The following is a 16,125-nucleotide window of genomic DNA, read 5'->3' on the forward strand; positions in this document are numbered from 1 at the left end:
ACAAAAAAAAATAAAATCTCAACATTTCAAACACTTCTTGTTAATTATTGCAACATTTAACAAAAAATATTAAACAATCGTAGATTGTCCGATATGAACGTTATCATTATTAAAATAGAGCAAATCATCTTTACTGAAAATAAAGTTTGACACAAACTCCCCTACTTCATTAGTTCCAAATTTTGAATCTGCTTTTAAATCTATTGTAACTACCTTAAATTCAATTGCCTTTTCAACTGCTTTATAAATTACATTTGCTTCTTTAAACAGTCCAAAATGCTCTAACAACATTGCTGCCGACAAAATAGAAGCTATTGGATTGGCAATATTTTTCCCTTTTGCCTGAGGATACGAACCGTGAATTGGCTCAAAAAGCGCATTTTTTTCACCTAAAGAAGCCGAAGCTAACAAACCTATTGATCCTGTAATCACACTTGCTTCATCAGACAAAATATCTCCAAATAAATTTTCTGTCAAAATCACATCAAATTGTTTTGGATTTAAAATCAGTTGCATTACCGCATTATCCACAAACAAAAAGTCCAGTGTAACATCTTTATATTCTTCACCAACTTTCTGAACAACTTTTCTCCACAACCTTGAGGTTTCCAAAACGTTTGCTTTATCCACCATTGTTAACTTTTTACGACGGTTTTGCGCTGCTTTAAAAGCAAGATGTACAATTCTGGCAATTTCTTCTTCCGAATATTCACATAAATCCGAAGCATGTGTTCCTTCTTCATTTAATGTTTTTGCTCCAAAATAAGCACCACCTGTTAATTCTCTGAAAATAGTAAAATCAGCTCCTTCTATAATTTCTCTTTTTAAAGGAGATGCGTCAATTAATGACTTATAAGGTTTAATTGGTCGGATGTTTGCAAACAACCCTAATTCTTTGTGTAGCTTTAACAACCCTTGCTCAGGACGAACTTTAGCATTTGGATTATTATCATATTTTGGATCACCAATAGCTCCAAACAAAACAGCATCAGTATTTAAACAGAGATTCAGTGTTTGTTCAGGAAGCGGTTTTCCTGTTTTATCAATAGCAATTGCTCCCATGAGAGCTTCTTCGAAAACAAATTCATGATTATACACTTCGCCAATTGCATACAACGCTTTTTTGGCTTGTGCAATTACCTCCGGTCCTATTCCGTCTCCTGGTAAAACTGCTATTTTCAAATTCATAATGCCTCGTTCTTTATGTATTTAAAATCTGTTTTTTCTAAATTAACTTCTAATTAAATCTCCCTGAATCTTGGAAGCTTCAATAATCTGATGAATATCTTCGTCTAAAACTTCTTTTTTAATATCTGCAAATTTTAAGAATTCAACATATACGATATCCAATTGCACTTTCGTAAGTTCATAACCTACTTTTTTAGCTCGGTATGCTAAAGCAGCTCTTCCGCTTCTTGCAGTCAAAATAATGGAAGACTCATTAACACCTACATCCAAAGGATCCATAATTTCGTAAGTAGCTCTGTTTTTGATCACACCATCCTGATGAATTCCAGAACTGTGAGCAAAAGCATTTGCCCCCACAATTGCCTTATTTGGCTGTACTATCATTCCCATACTATCAGAAACCAAACGACTCATTTCGTTCAATTCTCTTGTATTGATATTTGTATCTAAATTTAAGTAAGGATGTTGTTTAAAAATCATCACTACCTCTTCAAGTGCTGTATTTCCTGCTCTCTCGCCAATACCATTAATAGTACATTCTATTTGTCGTGCTCCATTTATAGCTCCTGAAATTGAATTTGCAGTAGCCATTCCTAAATCATTATGACAGTGACAGGAAAGAATTACATTTTCTATTCCTTTAACGTTTTCTTTTAAATATTTTATTTTTGCTCCGTATTCTTCAGGCAAACAATATCCTGTTGTATCCGGAATATTTAAAACGGTTGCACCTGATTTTATTACTTCTTCGCACACTTTAGCTAAAAAAGCATTATCAGTTCTACCAGCATCTTCTGCGTAGAATTCAACATCTTCAACATATGATTTTGCGTGAGCTACAGCATACTTTGCCCTGGCAATAATATCTTCCGGAGTAGTATTTAATTTATGGAGGATATGAGATTGTGAAGTTCCGATTCCGGTATGGATTCTAGGTTTCTTAGCATGCTTTAAGGCAGCTGCAGCAACATCAATGTCATTTTTTACGGCTCTTGTTAATCCGCAGACGGTTGCATTTTCTACAATTTTACAAATCTCAGAGACCGATAAAAAATCGCCCGGACTTGACACAGGAAAACCTGCTTCAATGATATCAACTCCCATTTTGTCTAGTCTTTCTGCAATAACCAATTTTTGATTGGTATCTAACTTACATCCTGGAACCTGTTCACCATCACGCAAAGTGGTGTCAAAAATTTGAACTTTCTCTCTATTCATATTCATTTATTTAATGTAATTTCACATCTTGAAACAAATATATATTGTACTTCTTCAGTATGAAATTCATTTTAATGAAATTATACTGTTCATAACGCAATTTATAACGAGTTAAACAATTAAAAATCAATAAGTTACATTATTATATTTTACAATGGCTAACCATCAAAAAGATTTCTTATTTGTACTGATTAAATCCCTTTCTAAATCCGAAAAAAGACAGTTTAAAATTTTTGCAAGCCGTTTAGAAACGAGTTCGAATACTAAATTCATTGAGTTATTTAATATTTTGGATAAGTCTGAAACTTACGATGAAAAGCTTATTCTTAAAAACGGCATTATCAAAAAAGTTCAGTTATCTAATTTAAAATCATACTTATATAAACAGATTTTAGTTAGTATTCGCTTGAATATTCCGAGCCAGAATATTCGTTATCAATTGCGGGAACAAATTGATTTTGCTGTTATTCTATACAATAAAGGATTATACAAACAGAGCTTGAAAATCCTGGATAAAACTAAAATCACTGCACTTGAAAACGATGAAAAATTAATGGCTTATGAAATTGTTGAATTCGAAAAATTAATCGAATCCCAATATATTACACGAAGTATTCAGGGCCGTGCCGATGAATTGGTCATTCAGGCAAAGGAATTGAATTATCGAAATACAATCTCCAGTAAGTTATCTAATTTATCATTACAGCTTTATGGAATTATGTTGAAGACCGGTTATGTAAAAAGCGATGAGGAGTATAAATATATTGATGATTATTTCAATAAGCACATTTCTAAACTTGACGAAAGCAAGTTTGGTTTCCGTGAAAAATATTGGTTTTACAATGCCAATTTATGGAGAAGTTTTCTTGTTCAGGATTTTCTTGCCAGCTATAAATACGCATATAAATGGGTCAGGTTGTTTTATGATAATCCAAATATGATTTACCAAAATCCGGTATTTTTTCTTAAGGGAAATCATTACTTTTTAGAATCGCTTTATATGCTGAAATATAAATCGAATTTTAAGAAATACCTAACGCTTTTAGAAGAGACAATTAATGATGATAAATTTCCTGCAAATGATAACATCGCATCACTATCATTTCTGTATGTATATAATAATAAATTAAACTATCATATTCTTGAAGGTACATTTGCCGAAAGCGAATATTTGATTCCTGAAATTTTAGAGAAAATAAAAATTCACAACGAACATCTTGATGAACATCACGAAATGTTATTTTATTACAAAATTGCATCTATCTATTTTGGAAATGAAAAATACAACGATTCGATTTACTATTTAGATAAAATCATCAATAATAAAAACCTGACAATGCGTGAAGATTTGATGTGTTTTGCAAGACTCCTGTCCTTAATAGCACATTACGAGTTAGGCAAGGATTACTATCTGGAGAATCACCTCAAAAGTACCTATAAGTTTTTACTGAAAATGAATGACCTGCATGAAGTTCAGAAGGAAATTATTAAATTCATGAGAAACCTTAATAATTTCTATCCAGCCGATATTAAAAGGGAATTTATCAAAATGCGGGAACGTTTTATTGAATTAGAAAAAAACACGTATGAAAAAAGAGCTTTTCTGTATTTGGATATAATATCATGGCTGGAAAGCAAAATTGAAAACAGAAAAATTGCTGATATTATTAAAGAAAAGGCAAAACTTAGCAGCCGTTAACAGTTTTAAAAATCTTAACTTATATCCAACAAAGTAATAACAAAACCTTAACAGCAAAGGAAAGATATATGTCGGACATTTGTAATGTAATAAACTGGTTATTTATTATTTTGGTTTTGGTTAGTTAAATGATGCCGGCGTCTTCGAGATGCCGGCATTCTTTTTTTATATCTATATGGTTTATTTTGTTTCAGGTTTCAAGTTTGAGGTTGCTTTACTTTGCACTATTTAACCACAAAGCATGCAAAGCTGTGTGATATAAACTTTGCGCGCTTTGCTGTTAAATTTACACTCCAACAACTTGAAACTTGAAACAAAGAAAAACTTTAAACTAATTTTTCAATCTTTCGTGAAGCAATTTAAAATATGGAAAAGCCTTTAATAACCGGCTTCCGTGCCAGGAAAACATCTCACCATCAACAAAAATAGTTTTGGCATGATGAGTGAAGCGCCCTATTTCAAAAGCATCTTCTTCTTTGAAAGGATATGGTTCTGAGGAAAGAAATACAACATCCGGATCACCTTCCAATCGCATTTTTTTAAGTTCTATTTCGGGATAACGTCCTTTATCTTCGTAGATATTCTTAAAATGATTTAACTTTAATAACTCATTTATATAAGTATCATTACCGGCTACCATATAAGGATCTTTCCAAATAAAATATGCTGCTTTTTTAATAGAAATATCCTGGACATATTTTTTGAAATCCCTTAAAGCAAAAGCCAATTTATCATTCCACTTTTGGGCTTCGGTCCTGCAATTAAAAAGCTGCCCAAAATCTGAAATCATTTGAAAATTATCTTCAACAGAAACAATATTTGTAACCCAAACAGGACATATTTTGCTTAATTGGTTTACAATTTCTTCTGTGTTTTCTTCTTTATTGCAAATGATAATATCTGGCTCTAATAATTTTATTTTCTCCAAATGGATTTTTTTAGTTCCGCCAACGATTTTCTTAGTTGCTTTTAAATGATAGGGATGAACGCAAAATTTAGTTATTCCTGTAATTTTTTCTTCCAAACCTAAATCATACAACAATTCTGTTTGAGATGGTACTAACGAAATAATGCGTTTTGGGGGTGTTTCAAAAGAATGCAACGTACCAATTTGATCTCTGAGTTGTTTCATTTGATTTGTTTCTGATTAGTATTTTTACCACAAAGATTCGCAAAGTTTCTTTAGAGAGATTATCGTATTTAAAGTTGACAAAGCTTTTTATAAAACAATTTTAAAATTATCTTAGTATAACTTTGTGAATCTCTGTGGCAAAATTATGTTCAAAGTGTAGCTGCCAACCTGAACTTTAAACTTGAAACCTGGAACTAAGAATCTCTTCCATTTCTTGTTGAACAGACAATGCTTCTTCCCTCGCCTTTTCAGCAAAATCATTTCCTTTTGAAGCATAAATAATAGCTCTGGCAGAATTTACCAATAACCCTACATTATCATTCATCCCGTATTTGCAAACTTCTGACAAACTTCCACCCTGAGCTCCAATACCCGGAACTAATAAAAAACTGTCGGGAACAATTTTTCTTATTTCTGCAAAGTATTCAGCTTTGGTTGCACCCACAACATACATTAAATTATGACTATTTTTCCATGTTTTAGAAGTTTCCAAAACTTGCTTATATAATTCTTTTCCATTCGCGGTAAGAGTTTGAAAATCAAAAGCACCTTCATTTGAAGTTAAAGCCAACATTATAGTATGTTTATTTTCGAAAGCCAGAAAAGGCTCAACAGAATCTTTTCCCATGTATGGAGCAACAGTTACGCTGTCAAAATTCAAATCTTCAAAAAAAGCTTTTGCATACATGCTGGAAGTATTTCCAATATCGCCACGTTTTGCATCCGCAATAGTAAAAATTTCCGGAAAGTTTTCGTTTATATAATTGATCGTTTTTTGCAACGATATCCAGCCTTTTATACCATAGGCCTCAAAAAAAGCTGTGTTGGGTTTATATCCTACAGTCAAATCATGTGTCGCATCAATTATCGCTTTATTGAACTCAAAAATAGGGTCTTCTGTTTCTAACAAATGTGACGGAATTTTATCCAGATCAGGATCTAATCCAACGCATAAAAATGATTTCTTCTGAAGTATTTGTTCGTGTAGTTGTTGTGTGGTCATTGGTGATTTTTTAGTTCTTCCAATATGAAGAATGATTCTTTTTTGAAAGTATGCAAAAATAAAAAAAGCCACTCAATTAAGAATGGCTTTTGGTATTTATATTCAACTGTTATTAGAAATTACCTAAATAAACAATTTCAGTTCTTCTGTTTGCAGCTCTTCCGGCAGCTGTATTATTAGGTTTAACCGGTTTTGAAGCTCCAAATCCTTGTGAGGTTAAGTTAGCCGGATTTACTCCTTTTTCAATTAAGGCATCCATAATAATTTTTGCTCTTTCTTCAGACAACTTTTGATTTGCCTTAGCATTTCCTACATTATCAGTATGTCCGTAAATAGCAAACTTAGCATTTGGATAATTTTTTAAAATTTCTTTGATAGCATCAAGTCTTCCTGAAGTTTCTACTTTTTTAGCATCACTTAATGTAGCTTTACCTGTTGTAAAGAAAATAGATTTTGCTTCAACCTGCAATTGTGCCAAAGTAGCTTTGCTAACTTCAGGACAACCTTTATTTTCTGCCGGTCCCGCTACTAACGGACAACCATCTGCATTATCAGCAACTCCATCTTTATCAGTATCTAAAACCGGGCATCCTTTATTTTCAATTAACCCCGCAACATCCGGACAGGCATCATCCTTATCTAAAATCGTATCACCGTCTTTATCCGGCCATGGACAACCTTTGTTTTCAACCGGACCGGAAACTGTTGGACATGCATCAACATTATCTAATAATGTATCTCCATCGCTATCTTTCCATGGACATCCTTTATTTTCTAAAGGACCTGCAATTTCAGGACAAGTATCATCTTTATCAAAAACTTTATCACCATCTGTATCTGGCCATGGGCATCCATTATTTTCAATTGGTCCCACTATTTTTTTACACCCATCTTCTTTATCTATAACTCCGTCTCCATCCGTATCTTTAAATTTCTTCTCATAAACCGGAAGCTTAAGCCCAACGTAAAAATCAGCTGCTTTCGATTCTTTAGAAACTAAATTAGACACAACAGATCCAGACCCAACGAAGAAAGTCCCTACACGCAATCCTGTACCTATCTGAGTTCCGCTATATTCCATCCAGGTAACAGGTACATAAAAACTAAACCATCTGCTTTCATAACGGGGAGTTAAACTTACTCTGTCAGCAATACTGGTTGCGTTTAATTTTGTGTTTGAAACCATACTGATATCTCCATTAAGATTCAGATAGAATTTATTGTGTATATTCCAGTCAACATCTGTGTGAAGTGCTGTAGGCAAATTTGTTTTTACTCCTTTTGAAGTTGAAGTTTTTGTATAACGATCATTTAACAGATCATATAAATTATCTGTATCATCAATCATTTGCTGCGTAAGAGTACCTGATATATCGTAAATATCCTGTTTTGATTTTTTATAATTTATAGAACCAATATCCGTAACCGATAATCCGAAACGTATTTTATATTTATTTAAATCTCTAAAATTATTATCTGCAGGTTTAGCCTTGCTGAGATCATATTTTTCATAATCCGGCCTCCATTCGTATACAAGTCCAAAATCAAAGCCTACTCCGCTTGAATTTATATCAAATTCATAATCCTCATTAGCTTCCCAATCCTGACTTCCGCCAATTTTTAATTCTCCATTAGTAATTAAAGTACTATTTTCAGGATCTAATGGGTTTTCGATAAATACTGCATTTGCATTTTTTCCCTGAATATAACCATTTGCAACACCCTGCAAATATTTAGCAGTTAAACCTCCTTTTAAGAAATGCTGATTTTTTTGAAAAAGAACCGCTGCATAGGAAATTCCTAATTCTCCCCAGGCATGTGATGCTCCGTTTGGACTACCAACATTAAAACTAAAACTGTTTGACTGATCTAATCCATCTTTAACCTGATCAACAAGATTACCATTAACATCTCTAAGATTTGTAACAGATCTTGCTCTGGTAAAAAGTGCCAATGTATGTTTTGGAGCAATGTTAAACATAAATGACGGCCCCATAATATCCAAATTGATAAGAGCATTGTTCGCGTTTGACGAGGTCATTTTTGATTGACTGTCAAAATCATAACCGTTTTTAAAAACATCAAAAAGTTTTACACCATACAAATCATTACTAACAGCCGTGCTGACAGAAAACAAATTGATATCGGTCTTAAAACGGGAATCAGCAATTGACGCAGGATTAAAAAGTACACTTTGTACACCGGCATAATTATCATGAAAATAACCTGAATAAGATTGCGCTTTACTCGCAAAGGATGTCATTAAAATTAATAGAATGAGTAATTGTTTTTTCATTAAATCGGGGTTTTAAGTTTAATTGACGGCAAAACTACAACATTACATTTAAATTGGTATTACCAAAACATTGATTTGATGTAATATCTTATACTTATTATGTAGAATAATCCTGTTCTTTTAAAAAACCCAAAACGCACTCTGTACAAAAGAAAAAATGTGAATTATGAAATAGTTTTAATAATTTATATAACACAAACCAAGAGCGAAATTTTGAATTTTATACTATATAAATTTTCAAATTATAAAAGCCATGAATACAACAGAAATAAAAGGAAACTGGAACGAGTTCAAAGGAAGATTAAAACAAAAATATGCTGATTTGACTGATGATGATTTGCTGTATGAAGAAGGAAAAGAAGATGAAATATACGGTAGAATCCAGCAAAAATTAGGTAAAACAAAAGACGAATGGGATAAAATTGTATCAGATTTATAAATCATCTCAAAATATGCAATATACCGCCTAACTTAAATTAGGCGGTATTTTTTTGATTTTCAAACTTTAAAGTTTTACATTTCCTAAAAGCTCGAATTAACTCAAAAAACCAAATAAATTAGTTATCTTTAAACATATTTTTTTTACAAAATGAAATTATTTATAAAATTTGATATTAATACAATTTGCACACTTTTTCTCAAAGAAAAACTGGAGGAGCAAAATTTAAATTTTTCTACCTTAGGTTTTGGAGAAATTGAACTTGAAGAGAATCTTAGTACAGAAGCATTAGATGCCCTTAAAAACGATTTAAGTCCTTTTGGTTTTGAAGTAGTAGAAAATCAAAAAAGTGTACTGGTTCAAAAAATAAAAGATGCAATTATTGAATTAGTTTATACTGATGACAATAATAACTTTAAAAGTTCTGCTTATTTGGCTGACAAATTAAATCATAGTTATGGTTATTTATCAAATGTATTTTCTGAAGTAACCTATTCATCTATTGAAAATTTTATAATCATTCAAAAAATTGAAAGAGCTAAACAGTTAATGATTGTAAATGAAATGAGTTTAACCGAAATTGCTTTTTTACTGAATTATTCAAGTGTTGCACATTTAAGTACTCAATTTAAAAACACAACCGGAATAACCCCTTCGGCATTTCTGAGAATTATTAAAAAACGAAGAGAAAATTTAAAATAAAACCCAAATACCTTTAATCAATGCAAAAAAACGCATTACACATTTTACTCGCTGATGACGACGAAGACGATAGACTTTTCTTTAAAGATGCTTTTGAAGAGGTAAAAGTACAAACCAATGTCGAATTTGTTTTCGATGGCTTACAGTTAATGGAACATCTAATGAACCCGGACACTAAATTGCCTGATATTTTATTTCTGGATTTAAACATGCCTAAAAAAACAGGTAAAGAATGTTTGATCGAAATAAAAAAAACAGAACACCTTAAAAACCTTATAATTGCAATTTACTCAACATCATCTTCTGATGAGGATATTGAAGATACATTTATTGAAGGAGCAAATATTTACATAAAAAAACCAAGTGACTTTAATGCACTTAAAAAAATTATTAACGAAGTTATAACGCTAAATTGGCATTATCATACATCAGGATTAAATCGTGATAATTTCTTATTAAGTCTTAAATAATTGCAATAATAATGAAATGGATACCTAAGTTTAATTCCTCAAACTATTTGAGAGTTATTTTTATAATAGCTATTTTCATTTTACTCTTTCTTTCTTCAATAGCTTACAAACACAACCGCGATTTAAACGAATCCAGCAAGCTGCTCATGCACACCTATGAAATAAACATAGAGCTTGAGCGGCTGATGTCGGCTATAAAAGATGCAGAGACCGGTCAGCGTGGTTTTATGATTACAAGCAATCACAGATTTCTTACTCCATATCTTTATTCCCGCGACAAGGTAAACACATCTTTTATTGCCTTAAAGAAACTTACTGCTGACAATCCAACACAAAAACAAAACCTCAATAAATTATTCAAATTAATTATTCAGCGCTATGTTTCATTTGAGAATTGTTTAAAATACAGTGCTCCGGAAACTTATGATAAAAGAAAATTAGACAATCATATGTTCGGAGGCCGTATTTTAATGGAGAACATTCGTTTTAAGGTGGATGAAATGAATGATATAGAAAAATCATTTTTACAAAAAAGCTTAAAAAAATACGACGAAGAAATTTCTCTCGGTCCTATTCTTTCAATTTCATTGTTTTTAGTCGCTTTAAGTTTTATTTTATTAGCTTACCGACAAATTAGCAAAGACTTAGAACGCTTAAAAATATACAACAAAAAGCTTTTAATCTCATCCGGTTTAATAGCTGAATCTGAAGTTATTGGTAAATTTAGTACCTGGCAGTGGGATTTAGACACTGACAAAATAGATTATTCTGATAATCAATTTCGTCTTTTAGGATTTCGTCCAAACGCTTTCGTACCCAACAAAGATAGTTTTCTAAATTTTGTACATCCTGAAGATCAGGAAGCAATTGCAGCCTCAATGGAAGGGATAATTAACAACAAGGAACTCCCTTTTATATATTACAAAATTATTCAACCAAATGATGAAATCAGATATTTTAAATCTACGGGGAAATTACTTGAAGACCAGCATGGCAGTAAGATTCTATTGGGTATAAATTTTGACATCACTGATGAACATTTACTAAATATTGAACTTCAGGAACGTAATAATGAACTTGAAAAAAGCAACAAAGAATTAGCATCATTTAATCATGTTGCAAGTCACGATTTACAGGAACCATTACGTAAAATTCAAACTTTTATTTCGAGAATTTCCGATGCAGACAAAGCTATTATGTCTGACAGCGCCAAGGAATATATACTGAAAATTGAAACATCCGCTAAAAGAATGCGCGTTTTAATTGATGATTTATTATTGTTCTCAAAAACAAATACAACAAAAAAAGAGTTCATTAAATCTGATCTGAATGAATTACTGGAAAATGCCAAATCAGAATTAGCTGTAATAATTGACGAAAAAAAGGGAAGTATTAAAGTTGACAAACTTCCTAAACTCCAAGTCATTCCTTATCAGATAGAACAACTCTTCATTAACCTAATTGGTAATTCCTTAAAATACAGCCAGCCAGGAACAGCACCACAAATCAATATTAACTGCGATAAGATTTTATCAAATGAGTATCCTGAATTGATCGATTTGCCCTTTAAAAAATTCTATAAAATTACCTTTACAGATAATGGACTGGGCTTTGACCCACAATTTAAAGACAATATTTTTGTACTGTTTCAACGTCTTCATTCCAAAACAGATTATCCCGGAACCGGAATCGGATTAGCGATTTGCAAAAAAATTGTTGAAAACCACAAAGGTTACATTACCGCCGACAGTGAACCGGGCAAAGGCTCCGTATTCACAGTATTTCTTCCTGAATAATCTTCCGAAAAAAACTCTCTTAAAAACGTTATATTTTTCCATAATGGGAATTATATAACGTTTCTTTTTTATGCTGTAAAGCAAAACTTACTATTGGTTAGCATCTTTGTAATGTAATAATGAAGTAATAATTAACAGATGTGCTTATCAAAACCATCATTTTTAAAAACAGCTTTTATAGTGATTGTAACAGTAACTATTTCATCCTGTAATGAAAATGAAAATCTGAAAAAAGTAGACAACAAATACGTTCTTACAAAAAATCCGGAAGAAATTGAAACTTATTTTTTTACTGAAACTGCAGGGATAACAAAATCAATTATTTCTAAAACTAAGCTGGCACAAGATAAAAGTTTAAATAACGCAATAAAAAGTGTCAGTATTAAAATAGAAAACAGTCAAAATCTGTTACTGCAGGATATTAGCAAAACAGCTGTTGAAAAACTCATTATAATCAATGAAATAAACACAAGAGTTGCAAATAAAGATTTGTATCAGCTTACTGCAAAAAAAGAAATGGATTTTGATTATGCTTACATTAATTCTATCATAAAATCCTTATCAGGAATGATAAAATTATTTGAATCTATCGCGCGAGAAACAAGTGATGTAGCAGTATTGAAGTTGATTACTCATTATTTACCAAAACAATACGAATTTTTAAGAGAAACAGAGAAGATTAAAAAAGAAATCAACTCAAAATCAAATCACAATTATTAACTAATTTTTTTTAACATGAAAAAGCAATCATTTTATTTATACGCCTTGACACTTTTTATGACAGCATCATTTGGTATGCTTCAGGCTCAGGAAAATGTAACTACTGAATTTGGTATAAAAGGAGGTCTTAACATGTCTAATTTATACACAGATGACGCAGACGACGAAAATGTTTTATTTGGTTTTAATGCCGGTGTTTATGCTACACTGCCAGTATCCGATTTTGTAGCAATTCAACCTGAATTATTGTTCACTACAAGAGGTTCAAAATTAGAGTATAACAATGCTCTAATAGAAGGAAATGCAAAATTCAAATTAAATTATATTGAGGTTCCTTTATTAGTAAGAGTAAACCTTACCAAAAACTTTAACATACATGCAGGTGGATATGCTTCTTACCTTGTTAGTTCTAAAGTTACAGGCGAGGGATCCTTCAATTTTGAAGAAGAATTTGATACTGATAATTTTAACAAGTTTGATGCCGGTATTGCCGCTGGTGTTGGATTAGATTTTAACCCAATAAGTATCGGAGTACGTTACAACTACGGATTGACAACTATCGTTAAAGATGGAGATGATTCATCAGATTTAAAAAACAGCAACTTAAGTTTATACTTATCATATAAATTAAATTAAAAGCTTAATTAATCCTTAAATAAGTAAACCATGTCAAATCTATTATATACAATCGCAGTAATTCTTGTCATACTTTGGGCCTTAGGGTTCTTTGTATACAGCGCAGGAAGTATTATTCACATATTATTGGTTATTGCCATTATAGCAATATTATTCAGACTTATTAAAGGTCGGGAAATTTAAAAATCAAACAATATTAAACATTTTATATTAATCTTTTAAATCAAATATTATGAAAACTAGTAGCACAATTTTAGGAATTTTAGGAGCCGCAGCGGCAGGAGCATTTTTAGGAGTATTATTTGCACCGGATAAAGGTTCAGAAACCAGAAAAAAAATCAAAGACAAATCAAAAGATTACGGAGATAACCTTAAAGGTAAAGTAGATGGTATTTTAAGCACATTAAGTACAAACGGTAAAGACATTATCGAAGAAGGAAAAGCAAAATTCAATCAGGTAAAAGACGACTTCAATTCGATTAAAGATGAAGCAAAAACCGTGAAAACCAACTACTAAAAGTGACTTTTTTAAACCATAAAAATACCCAATATCATGGAAACTAATGCAACAACAAACGAAAACCTGAATATGTATGAAAAAGCAGAAAACTATACCAAAACGAGTTTGGAATTAATTAAACTCAAAACGGTATCAGCAACTGCAGATGTTTTATCAACATTAACATCACGGATAGCGGTTGGCGCTGTTGTTGCATTTTTTACTTTGTTTCTTAATATTGGACTTAGTTTATGGATTGGAAAAGAACTTGGTGAATATTATTATGGTTTTTTTGCACTTGCAGTGTTTTACTTACTAGTTGCTGTGATTCTACATAAAACACAACATAAACTGATTAAAACACCTATTGGAAACATGATTGTTTCGAGTATTTTAAAAGAATCTAAAAATTGATTAAATGATTAATAAATAAAAAAGACTGTTATGGAAACTATTTACACCATTGATTCATTAAATCAAAAAATTAAATTTTTAGAAGCTCAGCAAGAAAAGGAATGGTGTGAAATTAAGGATGAAATAGATGAAATTAAAGAGAATTTAAAACCTCTTAACCTAATTCGAAACACAGTTGAAGAAATTAATGAAACTATTGGTTTTAAAAGCGATATTGCTCAGTCAGCCATAAGCATAGGTATAGGTTATCTGGCAAAAAAACTGGTAATAGGAAAAACAGATTCGACATTCAAAAATATTTTCGGATCTATAGTACAGCTGGCTGTCACGACTTTGGTATCAAAACCACAGCATCAAAATGTAAGTACAAAAGAATCCTCACAATACGAAACATCCGAAGATTAATTGTTTAAACTTAAATATATGTATTATGGAAAAGATAAACGAAATAATAATCAAAAATGGTGTTTACATTTACTCAAATTTTTATAAATGTTTTGAATACACAAGAGTTTTTTTAGGTATCTAACTCGCTTTATACGTTTCTGCTATAAAAAACGGTTAAACAGTTAATACATTATTATATATTTAAGGTTCTGAGATTACCCCAGGCTTTATTTTTAAGCCATAATTGTTTTATCTGAACCGAAAAAGAGACTATTTCACAAAGTTGAAAGAGTCTCTTTTTTTTTGTACAATTAATTTCTAAAAAATAAGGCCGAACAAAAGTTCGGCCTACTATATATTACGTAAAAAACTTTATAAACTTAGTCTCTCAGCATTCAGATCCTCAAAATTAATAAACCTCTGAAGCTTCCTTCAGTTTTTCCATATTGTTCACCAACTGAAGTTCAGCCACAATTTTCTGAATATCACCATTCATGATATTTCCTAAATCGTAAAGTGTCAAACCAACTCTGTGATCTGTTACACGTCCCTGAGCGTAATTGTAGGTACGAATCTTAGCAGAACGGTCACCTGAGCTTACCTGAGAAGTACGTTTTGTAGCATCCTCAGCCTCTTTCTTCGCCAATTCCTGTTCGTATAAACGGGAACGTAAAACGTTCAAGGCTTTATCTTTATTTTTATGCTGCGATTTCTGATCCTGACATTGCGCCACTAAGCCGGTTGGAATGTGCGTTAAACGAACAGCCGATTTCGTAGTATTTACCGATTGTCCTCCAGGTCCTGATGAACAGAAAAAATCTACACGAACATCATTCATATCAATCTGAACATCAAATTCCTCTGCTTCCGGCAAAACCATAACCGTTGCAGCCGATGTATGTACACGACCCTGAGTTTCAGTTTGCGGAACACGCTGTACACGGTGAACACCTGCTTCAAACTTCAGAGTTCCGTACACATCTTCTCCGGAAACTTCAAAGATAACCTCTTTAAAACCTCCTGAGGTTCCTTCGTTCATATCTACAACCGAAGTTCTCCACCCCTGCGATTCGCAATATTTAGTGTACATTCTGAATAAGTCACCTGCAAAAATACTCGCTTCATCCCCACCCGTTCCGGCGCGGATCTCGACCATAACGTTTTTAGCATCTTCAGGATCTTTAGGAATCAACATAAATTTGATTTCTTCCTCAAGCTGTGGCAAACGCTCCTTTGCTTCATCCAATTGCATTTTGGCCATTTCAACCATATCTGCATCGCTTCCGTCAGCAATAATTTCGTTTGCTTCGTCAATATTGGCCAAAACAAGAATATATTCTTCTCTCTTTTCAACCAAAGCCTTAATGCTTTTATATTCCTGATTAAGCTGTACATAACGTTTTTGATCAGCAATAACATCCGGCTGAATAATCAAATCCGAAATCTCATCAAAACGCTGCTTTACATATTGAAGTCTATCTAACATTTTCTAATTCCTTTTATTGGACTGCAAAATTACAAAATTT

At 32.0% G+C, this 16,125-nt stretch carries 17 protein-coding genes; 11 read left to right on the forward strand and 6 right to left on the reverse strand.

Going from position 1 to position 16,125, the window contains the following annotated elements:
- Nucleotides 1-69 precede the first annotated feature (69 nt).
- Together leuB and BXU10_RS15665 are read right to left on the reverse strand one after the other, a co-directional pair.
- Nucleotides 70-1,188, reverse strand: coding sequence for a 3-isopropylmalate dehydrogenase (gene leuB / locus BXU10_RS15660; RefSeq protein ID WP_078228266.1), 1,119 nt, complete (start codon nt 1,186-1,188; stop codon nt 70-72).
- Between the two features lie 42 nt (nt 1,189-1,230).
- A complete protein-coding gene (locus BXU10_RS15665; RefSeq protein ID WP_078228854.1) occupies nt 1,231-2,406 on the reverse strand; it encodes a 2-isopropylmalate synthase in 1,176 nt (391 codons plus the stop codon).
- Between the two features lie 154 nt (nt 2,407-2,560).
- On the opposite strand from BXU10_RS15665, the gene BXU10_RS15670 reads away from it, so the two are divergent.
- Entirely contained in the window at nt 2,561-4,105 is a 1,545-nt protein-coding gene (locus tag BXU10_RS15670; protein WP_078228269.1) for a hypothetical protein, read from the forward strand.
- 331 nt (nt 4,106-4,436) lie between these two features.
- Here BXU10_RS15670 and BXU10_RS15675 read toward each other — a convergent pair whose 3' ends face one another.
- The 3 genes from BXU10_RS15675 to BXU10_RS15685 form a co-directional block, all read right to left on the reverse strand.
- Complete coding sequence (locus BXU10_RS15675) at nt 4,437-5,237, reverse strand: ABC transporter substrate-binding protein (RefSeq protein WP_078228270.1); 801 nt, start codon at nt 5,235-5,237, stop codon at nt 4,437-4,439.
- A gap of 175 nt (nt 5,238-5,412) precedes the next feature.
- The gene (gene pyrF, locus BXU10_RS15680; protein WP_078228855.1) at nt 5,413-6,240 is read right to left on the reverse strand and encodes an orotidine-5'-phosphate decarboxylase; all 828 of its coding nucleotides are present in this window, start codon (nt 6,238-6,240) and stop codon (nt 5,413-5,415) included.
- Between the two features lie 112 nt (nt 6,241-6,352).
- Nucleotides 6,353-8,536, reverse strand: a complete 2,184-nt coding sequence (locus BXU10_RS15685) for a DUF5723 family protein (RefSeq protein WP_078228274.1) — start codon at nt 8,534-8,536, stop codon at nt 6,353-6,355.
- Between the two features lie 253 nt (nt 8,537-8,789).
- On the opposite strand from BXU10_RS15685, the gene BXU10_RS15690 reads away from it, so the two are divergent.
- The 10 genes from BXU10_RS15690 (at nt 8,790) to BXU10_RS15730 (ending at nt 14,617) form a co-directional block, all read left to right on the forward strand.
- Nucleotides 8,790-8,975, forward strand: a complete 186-nt coding sequence (locus tag BXU10_RS15690) for a CsbD family protein (protein ID WP_078228277.1) — start codon at nt 8,790-8,792, stop codon at nt 8,973-8,975.
- Between the two features lie 150 nt (nt 8,976-9,125).
- The gene (locus tag BXU10_RS15695) at nt 9,126-9,677 is read left to right on the forward strand and encodes an AraC family transcriptional regulator (protein ID WP_031453434.1); all 552 of its coding nucleotides are present in this window, start codon (nt 9,126-9,128) and stop codon (nt 9,675-9,677) included.
- A 20-nt stretch (nt 9,678-9,697) separates the two neighbouring features.
- The gene (locus BXU10_RS15700; RefSeq protein WP_078228279.1) at nt 9,698-10,147 is read left to right on the forward strand and encodes a response regulator; all 450 of its coding nucleotides are present in this window, start codon (nt 9,698-9,700) and stop codon (nt 10,145-10,147) included.
- Between the two features lie 11 nt (nt 10,148-10,158).
- On the forward strand, nt 10,159-11,943 hold the full coding sequence (locus tag BXU10_RS15705) for a CHASE3 domain-containing protein (RefSeq protein ID WP_078228281.1): 1,785 nt from the start codon (nt 10,159-10,161) through the stop codon (nt 11,941-11,943).
- Between the two features lie 180 nt (nt 11,944-12,123).
- The gene (locus BXU10_RS15710) at nt 12,124-12,663 is read left to right on the forward strand and encodes a DUF4142 domain-containing protein (protein ID WP_223255474.1); all 540 of its coding nucleotides are present in this window, start codon (nt 12,124-12,126) and stop codon (nt 12,661-12,663) included.
- Between the two features lie 15 nt (nt 12,664-12,678).
- Nucleotides 12,679-13,299, forward strand: a complete 621-nt coding sequence (locus BXU10_RS15715; protein ID WP_078228288.1) for a porin family protein — start codon at nt 12,679-12,681, stop codon at nt 13,297-13,299.
- A gap of 30 nt (nt 13,300-13,329) precedes the next feature.
- Nucleotides 13,330-13,482, forward strand: a complete 153-nt coding sequence (locus BXU10_RS24830) for a lmo0937 family membrane protein (protein WP_007811479.1) — start codon at nt 13,330-13,332, stop codon at nt 13,480-13,482.
- 49 nt (nt 13,483-13,531) lie between these two features.
- Nucleotides 13,532-13,816, forward strand: coding sequence for a YtxH domain-containing protein (locus tag BXU10_RS15720; protein WP_031453429.1), 285 nt, complete (start codon nt 13,532-13,534; stop codon nt 13,814-13,816).
- Between the two features lie 36 nt (nt 13,817-13,852).
- Complete coding sequence (locus BXU10_RS15725; RefSeq protein WP_031453428.1) at nt 13,853-14,212, forward strand: hypothetical protein; 360 nt, start codon at nt 13,853-13,855, stop codon at nt 14,210-14,212.
- A gap of 30 nt (nt 14,213-14,242) precedes the next feature.
- Nucleotides 14,243-14,617, forward strand: a complete 375-nt coding sequence (locus BXU10_RS15730) for a hypothetical protein (RefSeq protein WP_078228290.1) — start codon at nt 14,243-14,245, stop codon at nt 14,615-14,617.
- Between the two features lie 391 nt (nt 14,618-15,008).
- Here the strand turns inward: BXU10_RS15730 and prfA are convergent, their stop codons facing one another.
- Nucleotides 15,009-16,085, reverse strand: a complete 1,077-nt coding sequence (prfA, locus tag BXU10_RS15735) for a peptide chain release factor 1 (protein WP_031453426.1) — start codon at nt 16,083-16,085, stop codon at nt 15,009-15,011.
- Nucleotides 16,086-16,125 lie beyond the last annotated feature (40 nt).

Source organism: Flavobacterium sp. LM4, assembly GCF_002017935.1.
GTDB lineage: Bacteria > Bacteroidota > Bacteroidia > Flavobacteriales > Flavobacteriaceae > Flavobacterium > Flavobacterium chungangense.